Origin of the sequence: Rahnella sp. RcJ3 (assembly GCF_009498575.1) — a bacterium.
In the GTDB taxonomy this organism is placed as follows: domain Bacteria; phylum Pseudomonadota; class Gammaproteobacteria; order Enterobacterales; family Enterobacteriaceae; genus Rahnella; species Rahnella aceris.
Genome location: NZ_QSNX01000017.1, coordinates 82,107 through 103,902 on the forward strand (window position 1 = coordinate 82,107; position 21,796 = coordinate 103,902).

A 21,796-nucleotide genomic window follows, 5' to 3' on the forward strand; every position below is an offset into this window, starting at 1 on the left:
CATGGAGTTGACGGAGAAAAAAATGACTAAAGCCAAAACAATGAACCGATCACGCAACCAGCTTGCCACAGCTTACGCACCAGAGAGTTTCTTCACTTTTGAAGGTGGTAAGGGGGCCTGTATTTCCCGCTCGACTGCTGGAGAATCCCTAGAATTATCCGAGTCGACCAAAAACTTAGTATTCGAGCGGATGAATGAACTTGGACGCGCTTGGTTCATTGCAGCTTCGTCTGTACGTGATGGCGACCCGACGAAACCAAATATACTTCCAGAGCAATGTGTTGACCAAGTTATGCTGGATATGAATAGGATAACATTCCAACTGCCGGGGCAAGAACGCTTTTATTTATGTCGACCTTCTCACATGGAATACACGCCTGCGCCATTGACATTCGTCTGCCGCACCTGCGGGATATTCAAGGATTACGCAACACTCACAGATCTTGATAAGGATCTAAAATTTCTAACACCTAATCACTGCTCAGATCCTAAAAAAAAGGGGCGATGTGACTGGGAGCAGCTCGATGTCATTTTTGTCCACTGGTCCGGTAATTGGGAAGCCGCTTTTCCCGGACAATGGCATTGGAGTGAACGTGATTCCAAGGTAATAAAGCGTCGTGATAATTGCGTCTGTGGGAGCAGTCTTTTCCGGTTGAACCGACGATCGGCTGGCATTGGCGACTGGTTTTTCGAGTGCGCAACCTGTGATAAGCCCTTGTCGGCTAAGTGGTTGCAGAATGACAGTGCAACATTACGCATTTTGGGTCAATCAATGGCACCTAATCGACTGACTGAAGTGAGGATGCAAGCGACCTCCTATCGCGCATCAAATGCTTACTATGTTAAATCTGATCTATTCATCGACTTTAAGGACAGCAGCCAGCAATTGCTTAACCGACTGCAACCGGGACGAGAAGCTGAGCTTAAAGACTTTGTAGCAAAGCAGTATGGATTTGCCGTTCAGCCCATTGCTGATGATGATGTCCGTAAGGCCTGCGACAGTAAACCAGAATGTAGCAAAGACTTTGCAGATTACATGGCTGCCGTAGAACAAATTCGCATTCTTGAAGGGCTGCTATCTGGGACAATGGGCTCAGTACTCAAAGGTGCTATTGATATAGCATATACAAGCCGGCAACGGATTCTGGACGATCTTCGCCAGCGACAAATTCTGATATCTAGGAGTGAACTACCTGGGCCTGTTGCTGCGAACCTGCAAAATAGGCAATCGATTTTTGCATCTAAGTTCGACCCCTTCCGTCTAGCCATTGAGCATGCGGCACTCAAAAATACCCGACTTGATGTGGAGGCAAAGAACAACGGTAAGAAACCGTATGTATCTTTCACTCGCCTTGACGAGGATCTTGCACCGGAGGACAAGGACAATAAGGGCCATGTACAAAGCTTAACGCAAGAGTTACTCGACAAGCTGGGATTTGAAGACATGGGCCTTATCAGGGAATTCGACTTATGTCGCTTCAGCTTTGGTTATTCGCGCATGGAATCCTCTCCTATTTTGCGGGAAAAGCGCGGGATGGACATGCCAGTTCGCCTAAATTTGTTCCCGCCAATGAAACAGAACGACAGCATGCGCCATCCTGTCTATGTCATACAGCAGGGTAATGAAGCACTATATGTACGTCTTAAAGAGGATCTCGTTCTTGAATGGTTGCGCGGCTTAAACTGCCTAGATATGTTTACACTGAATGGCGACGAAAAGATTGGCGCAGGACTTTTGCTTACAGCGCAACCGATGAGTCAATTCCTAGATAATTTGCCGGAAAATTCAACCCCACATGTTTATCACTACCTCTATACGCTCTTACACAGCTTTTCACATCTACTAATGAAGTATGTGTCTGAGTACTCCGGCTTGGATCAGGGCTCACTTGGAGAGTACATATTTCCTAATGACCTAGCATTTGTTGTATATCGAAACGGTACCACCATGGATCTCGGCAACTTATCCTCTCTCTGGCGCAACGTCGGTATTGAAATGTTAACCAATATGCTTAGCTCAAAGGCTACGCAATGCGGTACCGGATCGTTGTGCACTGCGCGCGGAGGTGCCTGTCCAGATTGTATGATGATGCCTGAAACTTCCTGTATCGCCAGCAACAAACTGCTGTCGCGGTCCGTATTGCGTTCCATTGGCGGAGCGCCGCGTTTTGATAAACAAGGCAAGCCGATTAGCGGTTATCTCGATATAGTTGCAAGGAGACTGCTTAAATACCCCCTACAACACTAACGGTCTACGCGCACGCAAATTTGTCGGGATTATCAGAAAAGGCTGATGTTTTGACTCTATATCTGATTATTTGTGGAACTGTCAGTAGTCTTAACCTTTGAGTCTGCCATTATAATTGTTGAAACTGAGTTATTTGGTATATCAGGGTAAAGGGGATCACCGCTTACTATTGATTAACACATCGCTATATTTGTTTAAGGTGGTCATTCTGGGGGTCTTGACAGAAAGGAAATTCAGGTTTAGCTTACTTATTAGCCAGTTACTGGCAAAGGCGATCCCAGTCAGAGGAGCCAAATTAGAGAAGCCCGCTTAAGGAAACTTAAGCGGGCTTTTTGCTAATCCGCGCTCTTGTCGCAGCGCGTTAGTCTGTAATCTCATCCTGGTGTATCTTCTGTTTTCCCTCCGCATCGGGAGGGATTGGTGGTCCGCTGTGAGGTCATTTCAGTTCGATTATGGAGTGACCCCCAAATGTCTCTTAACGACTCAAAAATCCGCAACTTAAAACCATCCGAAAAACCCTTCAAAATTTCCGATTCCCATGGTCTGTACCTGTTGGTTAATCCAGGCGGTTCACGTCTCTGGTATCTCAAATATCGTATCGATGGTAAAGAATCCCGCCTTGGCTTAGGCGCCTACCCGGACGTGTCTTTGGCTGATGCTCGTCAACAGCGTGATGGTATCCGTAAATTGCTGGCGCAGAATATCAATCCAGCACAACAGCGCTCTGCTGAAAGAGCCACTTCCTCGCCAGAAAAAACTTTCAAGTATGTGGCACTGGACTGGCATAAAAGCAACCGAACATGGTCAGAGAACCACGCCTCCCGTCTGCTTGCCAGCATGAACAATCATATATTCCCTGTGATTGGACACTTGCCGGTAGCTGAACTGAAGCCTCGTCACTTTATCGACCTGCTGAAAGGCATTGAGCAAAAAGGTCTGCTGGAAGTCGCAGCACGTACCCGGCAGCATATGTGCAACATCATGCGTCATGCCATACATCAGGATTTGATAAAGAACAATCCGGCAGCAAATCTGGAGGGTATTATTGCCCCGCCCGTTAAACGTCACTACCCCGCCCTTCCGCTGGAACGACTACCGGAACTGTTGGCTCGCATTGAGGACTACCAGCAAGGACGAGAGTTAACCCGCCTGGCCGTATTACTCACCCTTCACCTATTCATCCGTTCCAGCGAGCTGCGTTTCGCCTGTTGGTCTGAGATCGATTTCAAAAATAGAATCTGGACCATTCCTGCCACTCGCGAGGCCATCCCCGGTGTCCGCTACTCTGAGCTTGGTGCAAAAATGCGCACTCCACATATCGTTCCACTCTCCCGTCAGTCCATCGCTATTCTGAAACAGATACGGGAAATATCCGGGCGTCGCGTGCTGATATTCCCCGGTGACCATAATCCGTATAAGCCAATGTGTGAAAACACCGTCAACAAGGCGTTGCGCCTGATGAGATATGACACAAAAAATGAAATCTGCGGCCACGGATTACGGGCAATGGCCTGTAGTGCCCTAATGGAGTCTGGCCTATGGGCACAGGATGCGGTTGAACGGCAGATGAGTCACCAGGAGCGTAACAGCGTTCGAGCGGCTTACATCCATAAAGCAGAATATCTCGATGCCCGTAAAGCGATGATGCAGTGGTGGTCGGATTATCTGGATATGTGCCCGAAACAGTATGTGCCGCCTTATATTTGTGGGAAGGAAATCAGTTGCACAATGTTATAACCCCTCTGATAAAATAAACCACAAAAATAGCCGTATCAGTCTGTACTGTTACGGCATTTTTCTGGCTTCAATTCGGACTAATTGCTAAACCGTTTATTAGCATCTTCAGGTAAAATGTCCTGAGTGAATCCAAAGTGTGAGATCCGCTTCTCATACAGAACTATCCACGGAAACGGATTAGGTCTGTTATGAGCGAGCAGCGGACATTGCAGACTGCCCAGTAGAAAAAGTGCTATCAGAATTATCTAATGGAAATCGTGATGATTTTTATATTCATATTTTTCCTTATAAGGGTATTTCAACTGATTATCTGATTTCTCATCCGCCTATTACGATAATGGTCCACCTTCTCAAAAACTGTTATGAGCCAATAAGTATCTCAGCAGAAATTTCCATTTATTCACGAGCGAAGTGGAAATTACTAGGAATTGTTAAGTACCAGATCGTATTTTTAATATCAGATATTGAAAACAGTACGACAACGACTGTCATCCTTGTTCCAGGCGTCGTTTACTTCGCTTAACGGCCGAATACTAAACGGGACTGAGAAATCACTCAAAGCAGCGGCTTGTAATAGTTCTCCAACCGAAGCGACCAGTTCAGTATTAGATACGCTGCCAAGCCCGCTCCCCATCAGGGTCAGTCCTGATGAGCGTAATAATTTGCTATGTAATGATATTTCTTGCCCACTTAATGAGCCGATCTGCACAAAACGCACCAACCTAGCACCTCCTTCAGAGGCGGATTTCATAATGCCAAGAGCACTGTCCCCCCAGAGATAATCCAACACGACATCAACACCCTGTTTCATTAGGGTCGGGAGTTCATGCGGTAACTCATCCAACGTAAGCGTGATATCAGCCCCCTGAGTACGAAGTTTCGCCAGTTCCACAGTGTTACGCCCAGTCGCAATGATTTTCCCTGCACCCAGGTGACGAGCGATACGCACAGCCAGCCCTCCTGAGGTGCCTGTCGCACCATTTATAAGAACAGTTTCTCCTGCGCGCAACTGTGCTTTGCGCGTTAATGCCGCCCAGGATGACATTCCTGGATTACCAATAGCGGCTGCCATTGAGAGATCAAGTGTTGCCGGGAGCGGCACAATACTTTTAGGCGTTACCAGGCTCAGCTCAGCCATACTGCCAAAAGGGGAGCTCAATGAGAAAAAATAGACCGGCTCACCGTTAGTCAGATAACCTGCACCATCAATTCCGGGTATAAACGGATATTCAGTTACTGAGCTGTAGTGTATTCCGGCGGCCCGTGCCTTAGCCAGTTGACTGATTGCGGCGGCTTTAACATTGACCACAAAATGCTGCTCATCTTCCTGTGGATCCATAAAATCACCGTAAATCGGGGTTTCGCCTTTGCCATTAACAAGTGCTGCTTTCATTGAGTTAACCTTTAGTTAAAGAAATAGATGTGTATAATACACATATTATCCACGCTCCAGGATGCCGTCAATGAAAAGAGTGCAAAATACACATAAAAACGATAATTTTGATGACTTACATGATACGTTGCTGGCTATTGTCGGTACTTTTAATCGGCCGCAACGTGATGAAATAATGATAAAAAACTCCGGTATTAATATTGATCGAGCATTGTTTCCATTGCTGGTCCTGATCGGCCGCTTTGGGCCTGTAGGCGTAGGAGAACTCGCTGACCGGGTGGGCCGGGATTACACGACGGTGAGCCGTCAGATAACTAAACTCGAGCAAATAGGTCTAACCTACCGACAGAAAAATGTTAAAGATAAGCGAATTAACGAAGCAGTAGTCACGCCTGAAGGAAAAATGATGACAGATAAAATCGATCATACGCGAGCTCTCATTTATAACGACGTCTTCAATAGCTGGCCAAATGAAGACCGCATAGAATTGGAAAGATTATTGAAAAAATTTTTACAAGATTTCAATGGATTGGAATCAATTAAATCCGTTTAATCCGAACTTATGAACATGCAGGCGAAGTGCGCAATATACTTAGCCTGCACGTAAACAGCCGTACATGGCAGGGTCCGCTAGTCTACAGCTCCACGCTCCCACCCTCCTCCCAAGGCCTTGTAAAGGGTAATTAGACTGTTTTGCTGCGAAAGTCTGCTCTGAATCAGAGACTGTTGCGCAGAGAATAATGTCCGCTGCGCATCCAGCACATTCAGGTAGTCCGTCGCACCGTTAGCGTACTGAATCTGAACGAAGTCAAATGCTGCCTGAGCAGCCTGGACATTCTTTTGCTGCGCCTGGGTTTCATCATCAACCACGCTGCGTTCTGCCAGCGCATCCGAAACCTCACGAAAAGCGGTTTGAACAGATTTCTCATACTCTGCCACCGCAATGTCACGTTCAACTTTGGAGGTCTCTAATTGAGCCATCAGCCGCCCGCCACTGAAAATGGGCAGATTAACCTGAGGCGCAAAACTCCAGCTTTGCCCACCCGCGTCAAAAAGTTCCCCTAGGGCGTTACTCGCACGCCCAGCAGAAGTTGTCAGGCTAATGCTTGGGAAGAACGCTGCACGTGCTGCACCGATGTCAGCATTAGCAGCCAATAAATTATGTTCTGTTGAAACGATATCAGGGCGTTGTTGCAGCAAATCAGAGGGGAGGCCCGCAGATAAAGTCTTATCACTGATCATGTGCGCTAATGAGTCTGTTGAAGGCAACAGGTTTGCGGGTAAAGGTGTGCCTACCAGTAAAGCCAGCGCATTACTGTCTGACATCACTTGCTTATCGGCAAGTAGGGACTGGAATCGGGCGCTCTCGAGCTCACTTTCAGCCTGATGCAACGGCAGTTGGGATGATTTACCGACGCTGGTCAGGCTCTGCTGCAAATCATATGCTGCCTGGCGGCTGCGCAATGTATCCCGTGCCAGACGCTGCAGGTCCTGGTCTGCAGCCAGCGATAGATAGCTTCCCGCAACTTCAGCGATCAGACTTATCTGCGTAGCCTGTCGAGACCAGGCTGTCGACAGGTAATCCTGCTGAGCCTCTTCCTTCAGGCTACGGATGCGCCCGAAAAGATCGAGCTCATAAGCGCTTATACCGACATCGAGACTGTACCCTCGGCTTACCCCCCCAATCCCCGTGTAAGATACCGACGCAGGTGTGCGCTGGGCTTGTTCTGCTCCCGTTATTCCAACCTGAGGCATCAGCGCTGAGCGCTGTATCCGGTACTGCGCCTGGGCCTTCTCTATATTCAGAATCGCGATTCTCAAATCATGATTATTGTCCAAGGCTAGCTGAACGACCCCCCGTAGCTTAGGATCTATGAATAACGTTTGCCAGGTTATCGATGCAACGGACGTGTCTGACACGCTCGTTTTAGTCTTTACTGGCCACACAGGTGGAATGGGGGCAGTGGGACGATGATAATCGGGCGCTAACGTGCAACCTGTGAACAAGGTGGCGAACACCATTGCAGCGACCGGCGTCAGGGCGCGATGGGATAAGCGCAGGATTCGGGAAACAATAAAATAACTCATGCCTTTGCTACCTGATTCAGTGTAAAAGAGGGTCTTTTGTTCGAGCCGGTACACATCAGCAAACGAATCATTCTGCTTTCTCCTCTTGTGGGATTTTGAACCACGTGACGTAGAGCGCGGGAAGGAATAACAGCGTCAGGACTGTCCCGATAATGATGCCGCCCATCATGGCGTACGCCATAGGCCCCCAGAATATTTCCCGCGCAATAGGGATAAGTGCAAGCGTTGCGGCTGCGGCCGTTAACATGATAGGACGCATACGATGTTCGGTTGCCTGCACGACTGCATGCCAGGGCGCTACGCCCTCAGCCCGCAACGTGTCGATATGTACCACCAGGATAACCGAGTTGCGGATCAGTATGCCGACCAGCGCTAACACGCCCAGTATGGCCACAAAACCCAGCGGTGCGTTACTGAGCAGCAGCGCGGCTACCACGCCTATTAACGCGAGCGGTGCGACGGAAAAGACCAAAAAAAGACGATGGAAACTTTGCAACTGGATCATCAAAATGGTCGCAATGACAAACAGCATGGCGGGCACTACTTTCACGATCGGCGCCTGTGACTTCGCGCTCTCCTCAACCGCCCCGCCCGTCTCGACAGAATATCCCTGAGGCAGGCTTTGCCGGAACGTCTCTACTTTTGGCTCAAGGCGTTGCACAATGGTGGCCGGTTGAATATCTCCGGTCACGCCCGCTTTGAGCGTAATGGTGGCCGCACGGTCACGCCGCCAGATGGTCGGTTGCTCAAGTTGATAGCTGAAAGTGGCGACAGAAGATAACGGTATCTGCTGACCATTAGCACCATCAAGCTGGAGGTCTCTCAATGCATCGACTGAGCCGCGGTCTTTTGCCTGACCACGCCATAATACGTTTATCAGATAGATATCGTCCCGGACCTGTGTGATCGCTTCCCCCCCAGCCAGACCATTCATCGCCTGAGCGATTGCCTGCGATGAGACTCCCATCTGGCGGGCCTTATCCTGCAGGACGTTGACCCTGACCACCCGGGCAGGCTCATTCCAGTCAAAGGCAAGATTGTTCAGCGCAGGATCCTGTCCCAGGATGGCGGCCAGTTTGTGTGCTTCGCTGCGCACCTGTTGAATATCCGGTCCTGCTACCCTGTACTGTACCGGCTTACCAACCGGCGGGCCGATATCCAGCAATTTGACGTAGGCGTCGGTGCCGGGGAAGGTGTGGGCTAAGTAGGTGCGGAACTTTATCTGCAAACGGTCCCGCGTTTTGATGTCTTTTGCCACAATGACAGTCTGGCCAAATGACAACGACGAGGGCTGAACGTCAAACGATAAGATAAATCTTGGAGCACCGGTGCCCACATAGCTCGACCAGTGATCCACGTCAGGGCTGTTTTGCAGCTCTTCCCGCTCAAACTGCGCCATTTGCCGGCTGGTTTCATCGATAGAACTGTTCTGCGGCAGGTTCCAGTCAATAATCAGTTCAGGGCGGTCTGAACTGGGGAAAAACTGATGCTGAACCAGCGACATGCCCAGAACAGAGAGAATAAATGCCGCACAGGCGCTACCAATCGTCAGCCACCGGTGGCGGAGACACCAGTGCAACATACGGGAAAAGGTTTTATCGGTACGGCTCTTATGTTCCGCTTTCTTTTTAATCGTTTTTGGCAGCAGTGCCACGCCCAGCAGTGGCGCAATCAATACTGCCACGACCCATGAGACAATCAGCGATACGGCAATGACAACAAACAGCGTAAAGAGGAACTCGCCCGCATTGCTGGCGTTAAATCCTACAGGAATAAAACTGGCTACGGTGACCAGCGTTCCCGTCAACATCGGAAACGCAGTGGAGGTATAAACATGCGTGGCCGCCTTTCTGAGGCTGTCGCCCATTTCCAGGCGCGCCACCATCATTTCAGTGGCAATCATCGCATCGTCGACTAACAATCCTAACGCAATGATCAATGCGCCCAGCGAGATGCGTTGCAACGAAATACCCGCGTAATACATCACCAGGAAAGTAATGGCCAGTACCAGCGGAATTGAAATGGCGACCACCAAACCGGCCCGGACACCCAAGCTGATAAAACTGATCGCCAGTACTATGACGACGGCCTCAAATAACGCGCGGGTAAATCCGGAGACGGCCTCATCCACAATAGCAGGCTGGTCGGAGACTTTTGAAACAAACACGCCGGCAGGCAGGTCGTGCACAATATTGTCAACCATCTGGTCCAGCGCGCGCCCAAACACCAGCAAATTGCTGCCTGATTTAATGCCCACCGCCAGTGCGATGGCAGGTTTACCGTTGTAGCGAAACAGCGAGGTCGGCGGATCAACATAACCGCGCGTAATATTGACCACATCGGTGAGAGGGAAGAACCGGTTATTAATACGCAGGTTGATTTGCCGCAGGCTTTGCTCAGACGCAAACCCCCCATCGACCCGCAGTGCGATCCGGTCCGAACCGGCTTCGATAAACCCGCTAGCGGTGACGGCGTTCTGCGCCTGCAGCGCGGCGATAACTTGACTGCGGCTCACGCCCAGTTCGGCACTTTTACGTGGATTGAACTCCAGATAAATGACTTCATCCTGAGCTCCCAGGATCTCAACTTTGCCGACGTTGGGAATAGTCAGCACTTTCTTTTGTGCCTCATTAACATAATCACGCAGTTGACGCTGGCTTATACCGTCGCTGGTAAAGGCATAAATATTGCCAAACACATCATCGAAACGATCGTTTAAAAAAGGCCCCTGTATGCCGGCGGGAAAATCTCCCTGAATGTCCGCCATCATATTTCGGATCCGCTGCCAGACGGCGCGAACGTCCTTAGATGGCGTTTCTTCCTTCAAATCCACAAAAATGATGGTTTGCCCCGCCGTTGTCTGACTGCGGGTGTGGTCTAACGTATCAATTTCCTGCAGCTTCTTCTCAATACGATCTGTTACCTGGTTTGTCATTTCTTCCGCAGTCGCCCCAGGCCACTGCGCCTGTATGACCATCGTTTTGATCGTAAAAGCCGGGTCTTCTTCTCTTCCCAGTTCCTGATAAGAGAAGAAGCCAATCACTGCCGAAATAATAATGAAGTACCAGACCAGAGAGCGATGTTCGAGCGCCCAGTCCGAAAGGTTAAATTTGTTCACAGCGTTGACGTCCTCTCAATGCGAATTTTTTGCCCCGGTAGTAAGCTGTTCACACCGGCCGTAACAATCTGCTCCCCTTCTTTCAGTCCGCTTAGTACACGAACCGAATTTGCCTGATTAAATGGTATGAGTTGGACCTTTCTCTGTTCGACGGTCAGGGAAGCTGGGTTAATCACCCAGACAAAGTGCGTCTGCTGACGCTCAAAGACGGCGGTTTCAGGAATGATCACGGACGTACCTGAGTTGTTTGATATCAGGGGATAAACAGTGACCACAGTGCCTAATCGAAATGCCGGCGGGGCATCATTTATGGCGATCTTGACCCTCCGCAGACGCGTAGCCGCATCCGCTGCCGGCGCAACTTCTCTTAGTACGCCAGTCCATTTGATGGAGGGATCTATTTGTAATGTCATTTCAAATTTATGCCCAAGCGTTACATTTCTTAACTCTTCTTCAGGCACATCAACCACGACGTCACGCCCCTCCAGGCTGGCCACCTGAAAAACGGTTTGACCTGCGGCAACGGTTTGTCCGGCTTCGACAGATACCGATGTGATTACGCCGTTATAATTCGATTTCAACCGGGCATAACTCAGTTGTTCACCGGCTTTACGCAGCCTCGCCTGGGCCTCTCCTACCGCTGCCTGAGCGGCAGTCAGATTCTGTTCGGCCTCTTCCAGTTCTTCAACGCTCGTAACTCGTGCTGTGGCAAGGCTACGTTGCCGTTTGGCACTGACCATGGCATTTTGAAGTTTGGCCTGCGCATCCTGCAGACTCGCCCTCGCGCTTTGTTCCGAAAACTCCAGAGAGAGAGGGTCCAATTCAGCAAGCACATCACCGGCATTGACTTCATCGCCTACGACGACATGACGTGACACCACCCGCCCCGGAGTCTGGAAGGAAAGCGGGGACGTGATGCGGGGTTGCACTGTGCCGGCGAGATGCATACCAGCGGCGGACTCGGCGAGGGCTGCTGCGGAAAGGACGTAACGCGGGGCCGGAGGTGCTGTAGTTTTATCATCGCAACCAGAGACAGTTGCCAGCAGCAGGGTCAGTGGGCATAAAAAAAACCATGGATTTCTGTTCATCTATTTTTGCTCCGGAGAAACGCGCTGACCAGCTATCAGAAACTTTCCGCCTTCAGTGACTACCCAGCTCCCTGACGTTAACCCAGCGGCCACAACCACGTCATGGGCGCGGTAGCGTGAAACCTTAATAGCCTGCAGCGAAACGACGTCTTTTTGCTTATCTATCACCCATACGGCGGGTTTACCCTGAATTGAGGTCAGCGCACCGGGTGGGAGTAAAATGCCCTGCTCTTCTTTCGCCTCGAAGTCGCCGACAACCGGTGCGCCGAGTGACCACTGTACCGGTGCCGGTAGCGTAGCTTTCACTCTGACGGTGCCGCGCGACTCATCCAGCAACGGTGCCACTTCCCGCACCCTGGCAGTTAAAGGAGAAGTAGCCATTGAAAGCAGTCCGACTTCAATGTGATCTCCCGGCTGCTCGTTGACTAACAGGGCCTCCGGTACCTCAAACACGGCATCGCGTAAGCCATCATGAGCGAGTGTGAAAACGGTCTGGGCCGAGGCAACTACCTGGCCGACCTCTAGCTGTCGCGAAACGATCACCCCATCCGCATCCGCTCTGAGTTCGGTGTAGGTTAACGCATCGTTTGCCGTATTAAGTGATGACTGCGCGCTGACCAACCCCGCCTGTGCACTGCTGAGGTCTTCGCGCGCCTGATCCCATTCAGCCTGTGAAATCGCATGGGTTGCGAGCAACTTCTGATCGCGACTGAAGGTGCTTAGTTTTAACTTGAGCGTTGCGCGTGCGCCGTTAAGTGTGGCCTGCGCAACCTCCACGTCTGCTTTTTTTTCTACGTCGTCGAGCCGGGCCAGCACGTCTCCTTTATGCACCCGGCTCCCCACATCAACCAGCCGCGCGATCACCCGACCTTCTGTCCTGAACGCCAGATCGGCCTGGAACCGGGCAGCAACCTCACCCGATATATGTGCCACGTTATGATATCGAACCCGTTGCACCTGGATGGCACGCACCGGCTGTAGTGGGGCAGATGCTTGTTTTTGTCCGTCACACCCTGTCAGAGCTATGCATATCAAACTGCATGCGATTATCGAAACCCGTTGCATGGGATCCCCATCATTGAAACCACGAAAAATAGACGCTATATTTATCACTGACTGACCAGTCAGTCAATTTAATGATTAACTTCTGACAATCACCTGTGCGACAGTAGACAGACTGGGTTGAATGGTTTTGAAATCAGTGACAGGACACTAAGGGTATTTGCGGAGATGCAGAACTGTGACATGATCCTACCAGGATAAAATCGAGGCCCGGACAAGGTAATTTATGGAGTTTTCAACATGATAAATAAGATGACACGGGCTGAACAAAAAGCGCAACGCCCTCAAGAAATTATGGAGGCTGCTTTCGAAGAGTTCGCAATTAAGGGCTATGCCGCTGCCAGACTTGATGATATAGCCAGACGACTGGGTATCAGTAAGGGCACAATCTATCTGTATTTCCCCACCAAAGAGGCGCTCTTCGAAGCGATGGCTCATCACCATTCCCAACCATACCGTGATGTGTTGAGCATGTCAGACTCATTCAATGGTACTTGCACTGAACGCCTGCGTCAGCTGCTTCTCTATGCCTTTGAGAAAATATCAAAGGATAAAAAAATCCAGCAAATGCTGCGCTTGTCTTTGACTGAGGGTGTACGTCTTCCCGAAATTGTTGAGCGTCACTATGACGAATTCGTAGAACCTCTGGCAGGAGCAATAGGCAAATTATTAAAAGAAGGAGTCGAAGCAGGAGAGTTTCGTGATGGACCCGCGTCAGGTTTCCCTGAGGTGATTATGAGTTCTATTCTAAACCTGATGATATTGCACATAAACGTCACCGGCCGCCGTCATCTTAAGAAGGAAATATTAATAGAAGCGCACTTGGATCTCATGCTTAATGGGTTGATAACACGTTAACTGTAGAAAAATAATTCTAATTGGAGAACGTCCTTAATACTCGCTCTCCATTTAATGATTACTTCAATAATCAAAAAATTTTATTAACAAAATCATTAAAAGAATTCTGACCTAGAACCTAAAAATTACGAGCTATCTTAATACAGTTAGATAATGAAAAGGGTCGAGGGAAAACACTTCAGTCAAAATGCTCATTTGGCACAGTGAAAATTTTATTTTCCAATCTCTCAGCGCTGAGATTGTCATGAGCAAATTGCGTTATCGTAGGTTTACTTTTGCATAGTGCACGCAATTTCTTAGTAGTTTCCTGGTGAAGATTTCCATCGACCGCAACCCCATCAACACTTCCTTCAAGCATGTAACTCTCCTGATAAGAGGCATCACCAGCGATTAAAACGTTATATTCTCCACAATCTATAATGACAGACTGATGACCTGCTGTATGCCCCGGTGTTGGAACAATACGAATTAAACCATCTGAAGTAAGGCATTGATGTTTCTCGAAGGATACAAATGGGCCATCTTCGTATCTTATAGTAGATGGTCTAAACCAATTAGGATAATGCATATTCAGAAATCCTTGTACAGGGCCCTTCCAAGATAAGCACTCTGATGCTTCAAGCTCACTTAGGATAAATTCACTATTTGGAAAATGTCTTATTCCGCCAGCATGGTCTCCGTGCATGTGTGTCATAATGACCCAGCGAACATCATTAGCCATAAATCCTAACTGCTTAATTTTTTCATTCACCTCCTCTTCAGGTCTGACCCATCTACGTTCGCATTTTTGCATAAATGGATGCCACCAAGGCTGATATCCGGGATCATTTGCATGTGTACTTTCGCCAGTATCAATAAGTATAAGGCCTTCATGATGCTCGACAAGCCAACAACCGATCGGTAAACGAGAACTCCAATGCTTATCTTTGAGCACGTCAAACAACCTCGCCGGACGCGATTCATAACGAGCTAACTCATGGCGACTCTTAATCTGAACATCACCTGTTTGCAAACAATGAATTTTCATGCCAACCTCTAATGCAACAAGTATTGCATTTAGATTATGGGGTAATTATGGCCAGATCAAGTTTTATTCGAGCTAATCGTTTAGACCATGTAACAGAGCGCACTGGCGGCCGTAGTGCCAAGAATCGTGCTGCTGTACTTCTAGCTGCAGAGCATCTTTTGTCAGAAGAAGGGGTTGAGGCTCTTACCTACAGGAAGATAGCAATTCTCGCAAATGTAAGCCCATCAACCATCTATAGGCGCTGGCCGGAGCGAGCCGGATTAATTGCAGACACTCTTAATCACATAGCTGAAAGCTATGTTCTGATGCCAAATACAGGAAGTATTCAGGATGATTTAAGAGATCTTTTAAAATCCATAGCCAATTTATTAAACTCTGGAAAAGGTAAAAGGTTTGTATATAGCTTAATCGCCGCTGTTGGAACGGGAGATGAAGAAGTTAAAGAAGCAATCAAGGGCATATGGCAGTCAAGATTAAAACTGGCTGATAAAATATTTGAAGAAGCAATTAAACGAGGCGAGATTAGTAACAGCATTCGTGTTAGACAATCTACTGAAATGTTGGTGTCGCCGCTTTGGTTTAAAGCAATAATTAGTTGTGAAGAAATAAGCGATGAATATATTCAAATTCACACTTCAACATTAAATAAATTTTTTACAATATAGTTAAACTAAATCACGTTGGGCTTTATGTTTATGAAAAAATTGCTCGAGGAAATTCATCATGCCAAAAACCATACCTACTACCAGAAGAATATTCAGAGAGACTGGCTGGATGACTGTAAGAGAATCCGTAAAAAAGGCCAATGAGCTATTCGATCAAAAAATAAGAGAAAGTGATATTTATCGCTATGCCCTTCATGGTGATATTTTTCTTTCTATTTACTTTCAGTCACCTGTAATCATAAGAAAAATAAAAACCTCACAACAAAAGCTGAAGCTTAGCCCGATCAATTCTTCTTTCATCAATCGCCTTTGTTTATTAGATAAGGATTGTTTTCTTAACGGAATAAACTTAACATTTAGCACAGAGGGTGATTACATCTATCCACATGAAAAAATAATTGACACGATGTTCTGCGGCTATGAATATGTTCTTCTGCAACAACTACTTGCTAAGGCTCTGAAAATACCACTCCTTACACACCAATCAATTGATGTTAATTATGGCATCACAGTTACCATATCAAATAAAACATTTCAGGTTTTCGAGAGGCTGTCCCGACAAACACGTGTCAATCAGCAGATCATGCGTTTAACTCAAAATGCACCACCTGATGTTTATGACTATATATTGAAGCATAAAGAAGTATCAAATTCCTCCAGTGAATATTTTCCTGTTTATGAACTACCGCAAGATGCTTGCTTTGTTCTTAAACAGTCAGAATTTCAGAAACTCGGTTCTCTATTGGCTAAAAAAAAAACCTCAACCATCTTCATCGCGAATATCAACCTGTAGTGGCACACCGATTTTGGCCACATAATCAGAAGTGTTGAACGTCCGCTTGCGGCACGCAGCAGACAAACACGTGACGCTGAAGGTGTGCTGTGAGCGAGGAACGGAAGCTTGTGCGCCCCGTTATCTTCCGATTTCAGAGTGTCGAGATTAGCCATAAATAACTCATGCGCATTTGACGGAAATGTGGTTACTCAGAGTTAAATAGCGTCATGTTTTTCTTTTGCTTCTCAATAGTTCAACTAACTCTTGACGGGATCTAAGTAAGTTATTTTTTATCTCATTGTGAGAATGCCTTTTTTTTCTTTCGACAATGCCTTGAGGAGTAAACATTCTTGATATGCTATCTAGCTTTTTATCTCCAAGTGTATCAAATATCCATTCCGTGAAATCACTACTATAAACTGGAAGTGACTTACATGACTCTCGATGAACCGCAATCGCATTGAGCCCAGTGAGGTTCAATATATCCCAAACATCAACATCACAAGTTAATATTTGTGCAAGGTGAAACTGTGTATTGTTTCCATCATTAATGGTATTAGTCAGTAAATCTAACATTCTAACTATAAATAAATCCATAGCACAATTTCTAATCAACTGAAGTGGTTCAGATGTATTTGTTAGACCATTCAGTTTCCTGGTTATTTGTAGCGTGTTTTTGTAGAAGAGAATATCAACACAAACCGCCATTTCTTTTGGCATTAAAATGTTGATTTCCTTGTCAATCACAGATAAAAGATTCAACAACTTATTTTCAGAGGACCGTTTTGAACTGTATTCAATTATTTTCGTTTTTAGCAATAACAGCTCCATTAGGTCTACTATCGCCGAAAACTGACCAAACGGGCGTCCATCTTTGTTATAGTAGTCAAAGAGAAGTTCATCGGCATCCCTTTCAGATATTGTCTTATATTTTTTTAGAAACGACTCTCTCCACGAATCATTAAAGGGAGAGTTCATCATGGAAATCGATTTTAAGGCAGATACTGTTTCTCTAACCTTTTTAAGGTCAGTTTCTTTCAGGTTATTTTCTATCTCAGATAGATACAATGCCATATTTAAATTATTAACATCATCTTGCAACATATTTTCAGATACAGAACGACAAACCTGAAAAACTCTATCTGACGGTTGGTCTTCATAGGCAAATGAACGAATATAGCTGGCAGTATTACTGTCAACATATATTGCTGTCGAGATGAAATGTTTTGTTAATCCCTTAATTTCAATCACTTCTTTATCTATGACATATAGTGAACTGCCTTTAAATGGCGTTAAGAGGTAACATTTCGGTGATAACTCTTTTTTAGGTAGATAAAATGGTCCATCAGAAGACTCGTTGGAATAAATAAGCCTCCACTCACCTAAATCATTCTTAAAATACTCATACTGGTCAATCGCGTCACTAAATGATGGAGCGTTTCCTATTTCATTTAATAACTTTAAGGTGTTGATTTCCTTGTTCATATTTCTCCTAAAGATTAATGTATCAGCGGCTTAATAGTATCACCTCGAGATTTATAGCATTGTAATACGCGTCACAAAGTATTGCTATGAACTATTCTAGCCGGAAATTCAAAGAAATAAAAAACAAGACTGCTTAATTATCAGTCGTGCGACAATAATAAATTAGTGCTTAATCAGCACTAAAATAGATGATATCTTGACCATATTATTCCCTATCTAATCGTAATACGGCGATGCGAGAAAAGGCGGACGAGAGTGATTCATTCATTATTTACCGATTCTTTTCACAAGTTTTCGCAGTGAAACTAACCTACTAACACATCACGATCTTTTAAGGTCCGCTTCTGGTGTAAGCACACCCGTTTTAGTTCCACGCACGTTTGAGATATCCGGGAGGAGATCAGGATGCTTACCGCCCCCCTTACTCCCCTACTTTGCTGATTTGATAATAGCCGTTCTGTTTATACGCCTCTCACTCAATAAGGCGAAAATCCCGGCTGCGGCCACGATTGACGCACCGGCCAGCGTGGAAGATGACGGAAAACTGTCGAGGAACAGAAAACCAAGCATCATCGACCAGACCATCGTGGTGTAATCAAAAGGCGCCAGCAGCGACGCATCGGCGTAACGCAGGCTCAGCGTAATCAGGATTTGTGCCATTCCGCCAAAAAAGCCGCAACCGATGAGCAGTAAAAGCTGCAAAGTGGTCGGGATTTTCCAGCCGAAGAAAATCGTCGCCAGACCAATCAGCATGGTCATCAGCGAGAAGTAGAAAACGATCGCGCCCGGTCTTTCAATGCCATTTAAAAAACGGATTTGCACCGAAGATACCGCCGTACACATCGCCGCCAGCAGTGCCAGAATCACGCCCAGCCCCGCCGAAACCTGCTTAAAACTGCCCGAGAGCAGCGAACCGCTGTCTGTCAGATGCGCCCACAGCATGACGATAATGCCGGTGAAACCGATACCCACCGCCAGCCAGCGGGCTGCGTGAACATTTTCACGCAGCAAAACCGCGGCCATGACCACCGTAAATAGCGGCGCGGCGTAGCTTATCGCCGTGGCATCCGCCAGCGAGATATACACTAACGCCAGATAGTTAAAATACATTCCCCCCGTGCCGGAAAAGCCGCGAATTAAATGGCCGGATATATTCTTCGTTTTAATTTGGGGGAAAACAGGGCCCTGCAATTTGAGCCAGATCAGCAGCGGGAATAAGGCGACGAAAGAGCGAAAAAATATCACTTCTCCGGTAGGTATATTTCCGCCCAGCCCTTTCACGCAGGCCAACATTAATGTGGCACACAGGGCTGATAATATTTTTAGCGAAATACCCATTCTGGCGTTCATTATTAACCTTCGTTCCTGGTGAGCAGCGGGATGAATCTGTCCGCTATTCTGGCAGAGCCGCCTTTTTCCCGGTCATACAAAAAGCGTATCGCCATACAGGGTTTACTTCTTATACAACGCCAGGGTGAGCTTATATAGTCGGGCTGACTCATAAAGAAACCGCAGCCAGTTTTGCTCACAGTGAGCCAGGGGAAGTTGTCGTCACACACTGCTAATTAAAAAATCCCGGAGAATGAATGATGAAACTGAAGTTACTGTCTTGTTCCTTGCTGGCGTTGCCACTGATGGCGGCCTTTTCCTCTGCGAAAGCGGATGTTCTCTCTGATATTCAGGCACGCGGTTCACTCAATTGTGCCGTGTATTCCGATGTGCCGCCGTTCTCGTCGCCGGATCCGAAAACGCGCCAGTTGGCGGGAATGGACGTCGATTTATGCACGGCATTAGCCAAACAGATGGGCGTAAAACTCAATCTGATGCCGACGTCTATTGAAGCGCGTATTGCAGTGATCGCCACTGGCCGCGCCGACGTGCTGATTGCCAATCTGGCGTATACCAAAACACGCGGCCAACAGATTCAGTTCAGCGATCCGTATTATGTGGCGAAAGAAGTGCTGGTGGTGAAAAAGCCCAACGTCGATAAAACTCGTGCGGATTTTAAAGGCAAACGCATCAGCGCCACCAAAGGCACGACGTCTGAACAATCGATATATCTGGCAGGCGCAAAAGCGGTGACCTTCCAGGATGCTGCGTCGGCCTTTCTGGCGCTGGAACAGAATAAAGCGGTGGGCTTTGTGACCAACACCATGACCGCCATCAAAATGATTTCTCAGGCCGGAAAAGACGGCATTGAACTGGGGATGATCAAAGAGCCGATGGCGCTGGAGCCGATTGGCGTCGGCATGAAAAAGGACGAACCGGCATTGCTGGCGAAGGTTAACAGCAGCCTGAAAGCGATGGATGACGACGGCACCATCGATAAAATCTGGGATACCTGGATCGGGCCAAATACCGAATACAAAATGGTGCGCGAAGACAAAGTTCAGCCGCTCTCCAGCCTTAAATTCGAACCTCTGGAATAACCGATGATCACTGCGTCGCACGAGGCGCCTTCCCGCGCCTCTTTTATTCTTGCCAGTCAGGGCGACAACATCAAAATCTCCACCATCGGCAGCCGTGCATGGCTGATTGAAGCACCGGGAGATTTCGACCTGCCCGCCCAGCGCCGCATCTGGTCACTGGCGGTCGCATTGCGCGCGCGTGATGATATCGAATCACTGATCCCCGGCGTGACCAATTTGCTGGTGCTGTTTCGCCAGACACCGGCAGATTACGACGCCACCTTTGCCCTGCTGGTGGCCGCCTGGGAACAGGCACAGGCCGTACATCCGCAAGGCAAGCTGATTGAAATTCCGGTGATTTACGGCGGTGAACATGCCACCGATCTGGACGCGGTTTGCCAGCATACCGGGCTTTCGCCGCGCGAGGTCATCCGCCGCCATTCTGAGGGTTGCTACACGGTGTTTTCACTGGGCAGCGCGCCGGGTTTTGGCTATCTCCACGGGCTGGATCCGTCTCTTGCCACGCCGCGTAAAAAAGTCCCCTCGCTGAATATGCTCAAAGGCACCGTGACTATCGGCGGCGCACAGACCGGGATTTCCGCGCTGACCGGGCCAAACGGCTGGAACGCCATCGGATTCGCCGAACTGACGCTGTTTGACCCGCAGGCAGAGAATCCTGCGCTGATGGCACCGGGGGACAGCGTGCGCTTTCTGCCAGAAAGGATTGAATTGTGACTGAACCAGCCGTGATTGAAATAGTGAAAACCGGCCCGCTGAATACTGTTCAGGACGCGGGCCGCAGCGGATTCCGGGATATCGGCGTGTCTGTCAGCGGCGTGATGGATCCGCTGGCGTTTCACGCGGGCAACATCATGCTGGGCAATGACGAAAACGCCGCCTGCATTGAAGTGCAGATGTTTCCGTTTAAGGTCCGGTTTCTCGCCGATACCAGCATCGCCATCACCGGCGCAGATTGCCGCACGAAGCTCGACGGTACAGATCTTCCGCCCTGGTGGGCGTGTTCCGTCCGCGCAGGGCAGGAGCTGGAAATGCAGTTCCCGCGTTACGGTGCCCGCAGCTATTTGTGCGTCGCCGGAGGCATTGACGTGCCGGTCGTTATGGGCTCGCGCAGCACCGCGCTGCGTGGTGGCTTTGGTGGTTTAGACGGACGACCACTGGAGAAAAACGATCGCCTCGCGGCGGGTAAAAACACCGCATCTCCCCTGCCTGCGCAAGGTATGGGCATCGAGCCGCCGGAGATCGCGCTGGCAAACGTATTCCCGACCAGCACTGAGGGATGCGTGCAACTGCGGGCTATTCCCGCCGGAGAATATTCGCTGTTTGAAGCCGATCTTCCCCGCTTCTGGTCGCAGCCGTGGAAAGTGTCCCTGCACAGCAACCGCACCGGTTACCGCTTATCCGGCGCGCCGGTCACGCCCTCGAAAGTCATCGAAATGCGTTCATACGGTTTAGTCCCCGGCATCGTTCAGGTTCCACCTGCCGGCGAGCCGATCATTCAACTGGCTGACGCCAATACCGCCGGAGGCTATCCGAAAATTGCCGGAATTATTGAAGAAGACTTATGGCGTCTGGCGCAGGTTCAGCCCGGTCAGAGCATTCAGTTGATCAAAAGCGATGCACGCGAAGCCATTGCTGTTGCGGCGCAGATCAGCCAGTGGCTCACCCGCCTGCGCGATAGCATTATGCCGGTGAAGAAAATCATGGGGGTTTAAAACGCTCTATGGATGAAACAGAAAACGGGCCAGAAAGGCTAATGCCGGTCACTTAAGGTGACCGGCATTGTTTTTTAAGGGATATTTCGACCTTTTTTCTCTCACTTCCCT

Annotated in this window: 17 protein-coding genes; 9 read left to right on the plus strand and 8 right to left on the minus strand. The window is 48.4% G+C overall.

Features of this window, described 5'->3' with window-relative positions; genetic code table 11:
- The first annotated feature begins 22 nt into the window (after window positions 1-22).
- Both DXU84_RS19805 and DXU84_RS19810 read left to right on the plus strand, forming a co-directional pair.
- Window positions 23-2,248: a hypothetical protein gene (locus DXU84_RS19805; RefSeq protein WP_153376559.1), complete on the plus strand. Its 2,226-nt coding sequence runs from the start codon at window positions 23-25 to the stop codon at window positions 2,246-2,248.
- A 468-nt stretch (window positions 2,249-2,716) separates the two neighbouring features.
- Window positions 2,717-3,985: an integrase arm-type DNA-binding domain-containing protein gene (locus tag DXU84_RS19810; RefSeq protein ID WP_153376560.1), complete on the plus strand. Its 1,269-nt coding sequence runs from the start codon at window positions 2,717-2,719 to the stop codon at window positions 3,983-3,985.
- A 457-nt stretch (window positions 3,986-4,442) separates the two neighbouring features.
- Here DXU84_RS19810 and DXU84_RS19815 read toward each other — a convergent pair whose 3' ends face one another.
- On the minus strand, window positions 4,443-5,378 hold the full coding sequence (locus DXU84_RS19815; RefSeq protein ID WP_153376561.1) for a zinc-binding alcohol dehydrogenase family protein: 936 nt from the start codon (window positions 5,376-5,378) through the stop codon (window positions 4,443-4,445).
- 70 nt (window positions 5,379-5,448) lie between these two features.
- On the opposite strand from DXU84_RS19815, the gene DXU84_RS19820 reads away from it, so the two are divergent.
- The gene (locus tag DXU84_RS19820; RefSeq protein WP_153376562.1) at window positions 5,449-5,931 is read left to right on the plus strand and encodes a MarR family winged helix-turn-helix transcriptional regulator; all 483 of its coding nucleotides are present in this window, start codon (window positions 5,449-5,451) and stop codon (window positions 5,929-5,931) included.
- A gap of 77 nt (window positions 5,932-6,008) precedes the next feature.
- On the opposite strand, the gene DXU84_RS19825 is transcribed toward DXU84_RS19820, so the two are convergent.
- The 4 genes from DXU84_RS19825 to DXU84_RS19840 all read right to left on the minus strand — a co-directional run bounded on the left by DXU84_RS19825 (window position 6,009) and on the right by DXU84_RS19840 (window position 12,737).
- Complete coding sequence (locus DXU84_RS19825) at window positions 6,009-7,466, minus strand: efflux transporter outer membrane subunit (protein WP_153376563.1); 1,458 nt, start codon at window positions 7,464-7,466, stop codon at window positions 6,009-6,011.
- A gap of 67 nt (window positions 7,467-7,533) precedes the next feature.
- The gene (locus tag DXU84_RS19830) at window positions 7,534-10,584 is read right to left on the minus strand and encodes an efflux RND transporter permease subunit (RefSeq protein ID WP_370461819.1); all 3,051 of its coding nucleotides are present in this window, start codon (window positions 10,582-10,584) and stop codon (window positions 7,534-7,536) included.
- Window positions 10,581-11,672 (minus strand): efflux RND transporter periplasmic adaptor subunit, encoded by a 1,092-nt coding sequence (locus DXU84_RS19835; protein ID WP_153376564.1) that lies wholly within the window; start codon window positions 11,670-11,672, stop codon window positions 10,581-10,583. Before DXU84_RS19835 ends, DXU84_RS19830 begins: the two co-directional genes overlap by 4 nt.
- Window positions 11,673-12,737 (minus strand): efflux RND transporter periplasmic adaptor subunit, encoded by a 1,065-nt coding sequence (locus tag DXU84_RS19840; RefSeq protein WP_153376565.1) that lies wholly within the window; start codon window positions 12,735-12,737, stop codon window positions 11,673-11,675. It lies immediately after the preceding gene.
- A gap of 237 nt (window positions 12,738-12,974) precedes the next feature.
- On the opposite strand from DXU84_RS19840, the gene DXU84_RS19845 reads away from it, so the two are divergent.
- Window positions 12,975-13,592 (plus strand): TetR/AcrR family transcriptional regulator, encoded by a 618-nt coding sequence (locus DXU84_RS19845; RefSeq protein WP_015696817.1) that lies wholly within the window; start codon window positions 12,975-12,977, stop codon window positions 13,590-13,592.
- 178 nt (window positions 13,593-13,770) lie between these two features.
- On the opposite strand, the gene DXU84_RS19850 is transcribed toward DXU84_RS19845, so the two are convergent.
- Window positions 13,771-14,619 carry an N-acyl homoserine lactonase family protein gene (locus tag DXU84_RS19850; protein ID WP_015696816.1) on the minus strand — a complete coding sequence of 283 codons (849 nt, stop codon included), beginning with the start codon at window positions 14,617-14,619 and terminating at the stop codon, window positions 13,771-13,773.
- Between the two features lie 47 nt (window positions 14,620-14,666).
- On the opposite strand from DXU84_RS19850, the gene DXU84_RS19855 reads away from it, so the two are divergent.
- The gene (locus tag DXU84_RS19855; RefSeq protein ID WP_194286524.1) at window positions 14,667-15,284 is read left to right on the plus strand and encodes a TetR/AcrR family transcriptional regulator; all 618 of its coding nucleotides are present in this window, start codon (window positions 14,667-14,669) and stop codon (window positions 15,282-15,284) included.
- A 58-nt stretch (window positions 15,285-15,342) separates the two neighbouring features.
- Complete coding sequence (locus DXU84_RS19860) at window positions 15,343-16,077, plus strand: hypothetical protein (RefSeq protein WP_153376567.1); 735 nt, start codon at window positions 15,343-15,345, stop codon at window positions 16,075-16,077.
- Between the two features lie 207 nt (window positions 16,078-16,284).
- Here the strand turns inward: DXU84_RS19860 and DXU84_RS19865 are convergent, their stop codons facing one another.
- Window positions 16,285-17,544, minus strand: coding sequence for a hypothetical protein (locus DXU84_RS19865; RefSeq protein ID WP_153376568.1), 1,260 nt, complete (start codon window positions 17,542-17,544; stop codon window positions 16,285-16,287).
- Between the two features lie 429 nt (window positions 17,545-17,973).
- Window positions 17,974-18,894, minus strand: coding sequence for a DMT family transporter (locus tag DXU84_RS19870; RefSeq protein WP_037034595.1), 921 nt, complete (start codon window positions 18,892-18,894; stop codon window positions 17,974-17,976).
- Window positions 18,895-19,133: 239 nt separating this feature from the next.
- Here DXU84_RS19870 and DXU84_RS19875 point away from each other — a divergent pair, with 239 nt between their 5' ends.
- The 3 genes from DXU84_RS19875 to DXU84_RS19885 are packed head-to-tail and all read left to right on the plus strand — an operon-like array spanning window position 19,134 to window position 21,685.
- Entirely contained in the window at window positions 19,134-19,973 is an 840-nt protein-coding gene (locus tag DXU84_RS19875) for a transporter substrate-binding domain-containing protein (RefSeq protein WP_041689107.1), read from the plus strand.
- 3 nt (window positions 19,974-19,976) lie between these two features.
- A complete protein-coding gene (gene pxpB, locus DXU84_RS19880; protein WP_013576012.1) occupies window positions 19,977-20,687 on the plus strand; it encodes a 5-oxoprolinase subunit PxpB in 711 nt (236 codons plus the stop codon).
- 11 nt (window positions 20,688-20,698) lie between these two features.
- Entirely contained in the window at window positions 20,699-21,685 is a 987-nt protein-coding gene (locus tag DXU84_RS19885) for a biotin-dependent carboxyltransferase family protein (RefSeq protein ID WP_183065314.1), read from the plus strand.
- Window positions 21,686-21,796 lie beyond the last annotated feature (111 nt).

Bases quoted from the DNA above. Each gene is read 5' to 3' on its own strand.
- DXU84_RS19805 (WP_153376559.1), top strand. From the start codon at position 23: ATGACTAAAGCCAAAACAATGAACCGATCACGCAACCAGCTTGCCACA.
- DXU84_RS19810 (WP_153376560.1), top strand. From the start codon at position 2,717: ATGTCTCTTAACGACTCAAAAATCCGCAACTTAAAACCATCCGAAAAA.
- DXU84_RS19815 (WP_153376561.1), bottom strand. From the start codon at position 5,378: ATGAAAGCAGCACTTGTTAATGGCAAAGGCGAAACCCCGATTTACGGT.
- DXU84_RS19820 (WP_153376562.1), top strand. From the start codon at position 5,449: ATGAAAAGAGTGCAAAATACACATAAAAACGATAATTTTGATGACTTA.
- DXU84_RS19825 (WP_153376563.1), bottom strand. From the start codon at position 7,466: ATGAGTTATTTTATTGTTTCCCGAATCCTGCGCTTATCCCATCGCGCC.
- DXU84_RS19835 (WP_153376564.1), bottom strand. From the start codon at position 11,672: ATGAACAGAAATCCATGGTTTTTTTTATGCCCACTGACCCTGCTGCTG.
- DXU84_RS19840 (WP_153376565.1), bottom strand. From the start codon at position 12,737: ATGCAACGGGTTTCGATAATCGCATGCAGTTTGATATGCATAGCTCTG.
- DXU84_RS19845 (WP_015696817.1), top strand. From the start codon at position 12,975: ATGATAAATAAGATGACACGGGCTGAACAAAAAGCGCAACGCCCTCAA.
- DXU84_RS19850 (WP_015696816.1), bottom strand. From the start codon at position 14,619: ATGAAAATTCATTGTTTGCAAACAGGTGATGTTCAGATTAAGAGTCGC.
- DXU84_RS19855 (WP_194286524.1), top strand. From the start codon at position 14,667: ATGGCCAGATCAAGTTTTATTCGAGCTAATCGTTTAGACCATGTAACA.
- DXU84_RS19860 (WP_153376567.1), top strand. From the start codon at position 15,343: ATGCCAAAAACCATACCTACTACCAGAAGAATATTCAGAGAGACTGGC.
- DXU84_RS19865 (WP_153376568.1), bottom strand. From the start codon at position 17,544: ATGAACAAGGAAATCAACACCTTAAAGTTATTAAATGAAATAGGAAAC.
- DXU84_RS19870 (WP_037034595.1), bottom strand. From the start codon at position 18,894: ATGAACGCCAGAATGGGTATTTCGCTAAAAATATTATCAGCCCTGTGT.
- DXU84_RS19875 (WP_041689107.1), top strand. From the start codon at position 19,134: ATGAAACTGAAGTTACTGTCTTGTTCCTTGCTGGCGTTGCCACTGATG.
- pxpB (WP_013576012.1), top strand. From the start codon at position 19,977: ATGATCACTGCGTCGCACGAGGCGCCTTCCCGCGCCTCTTTTATTCTT.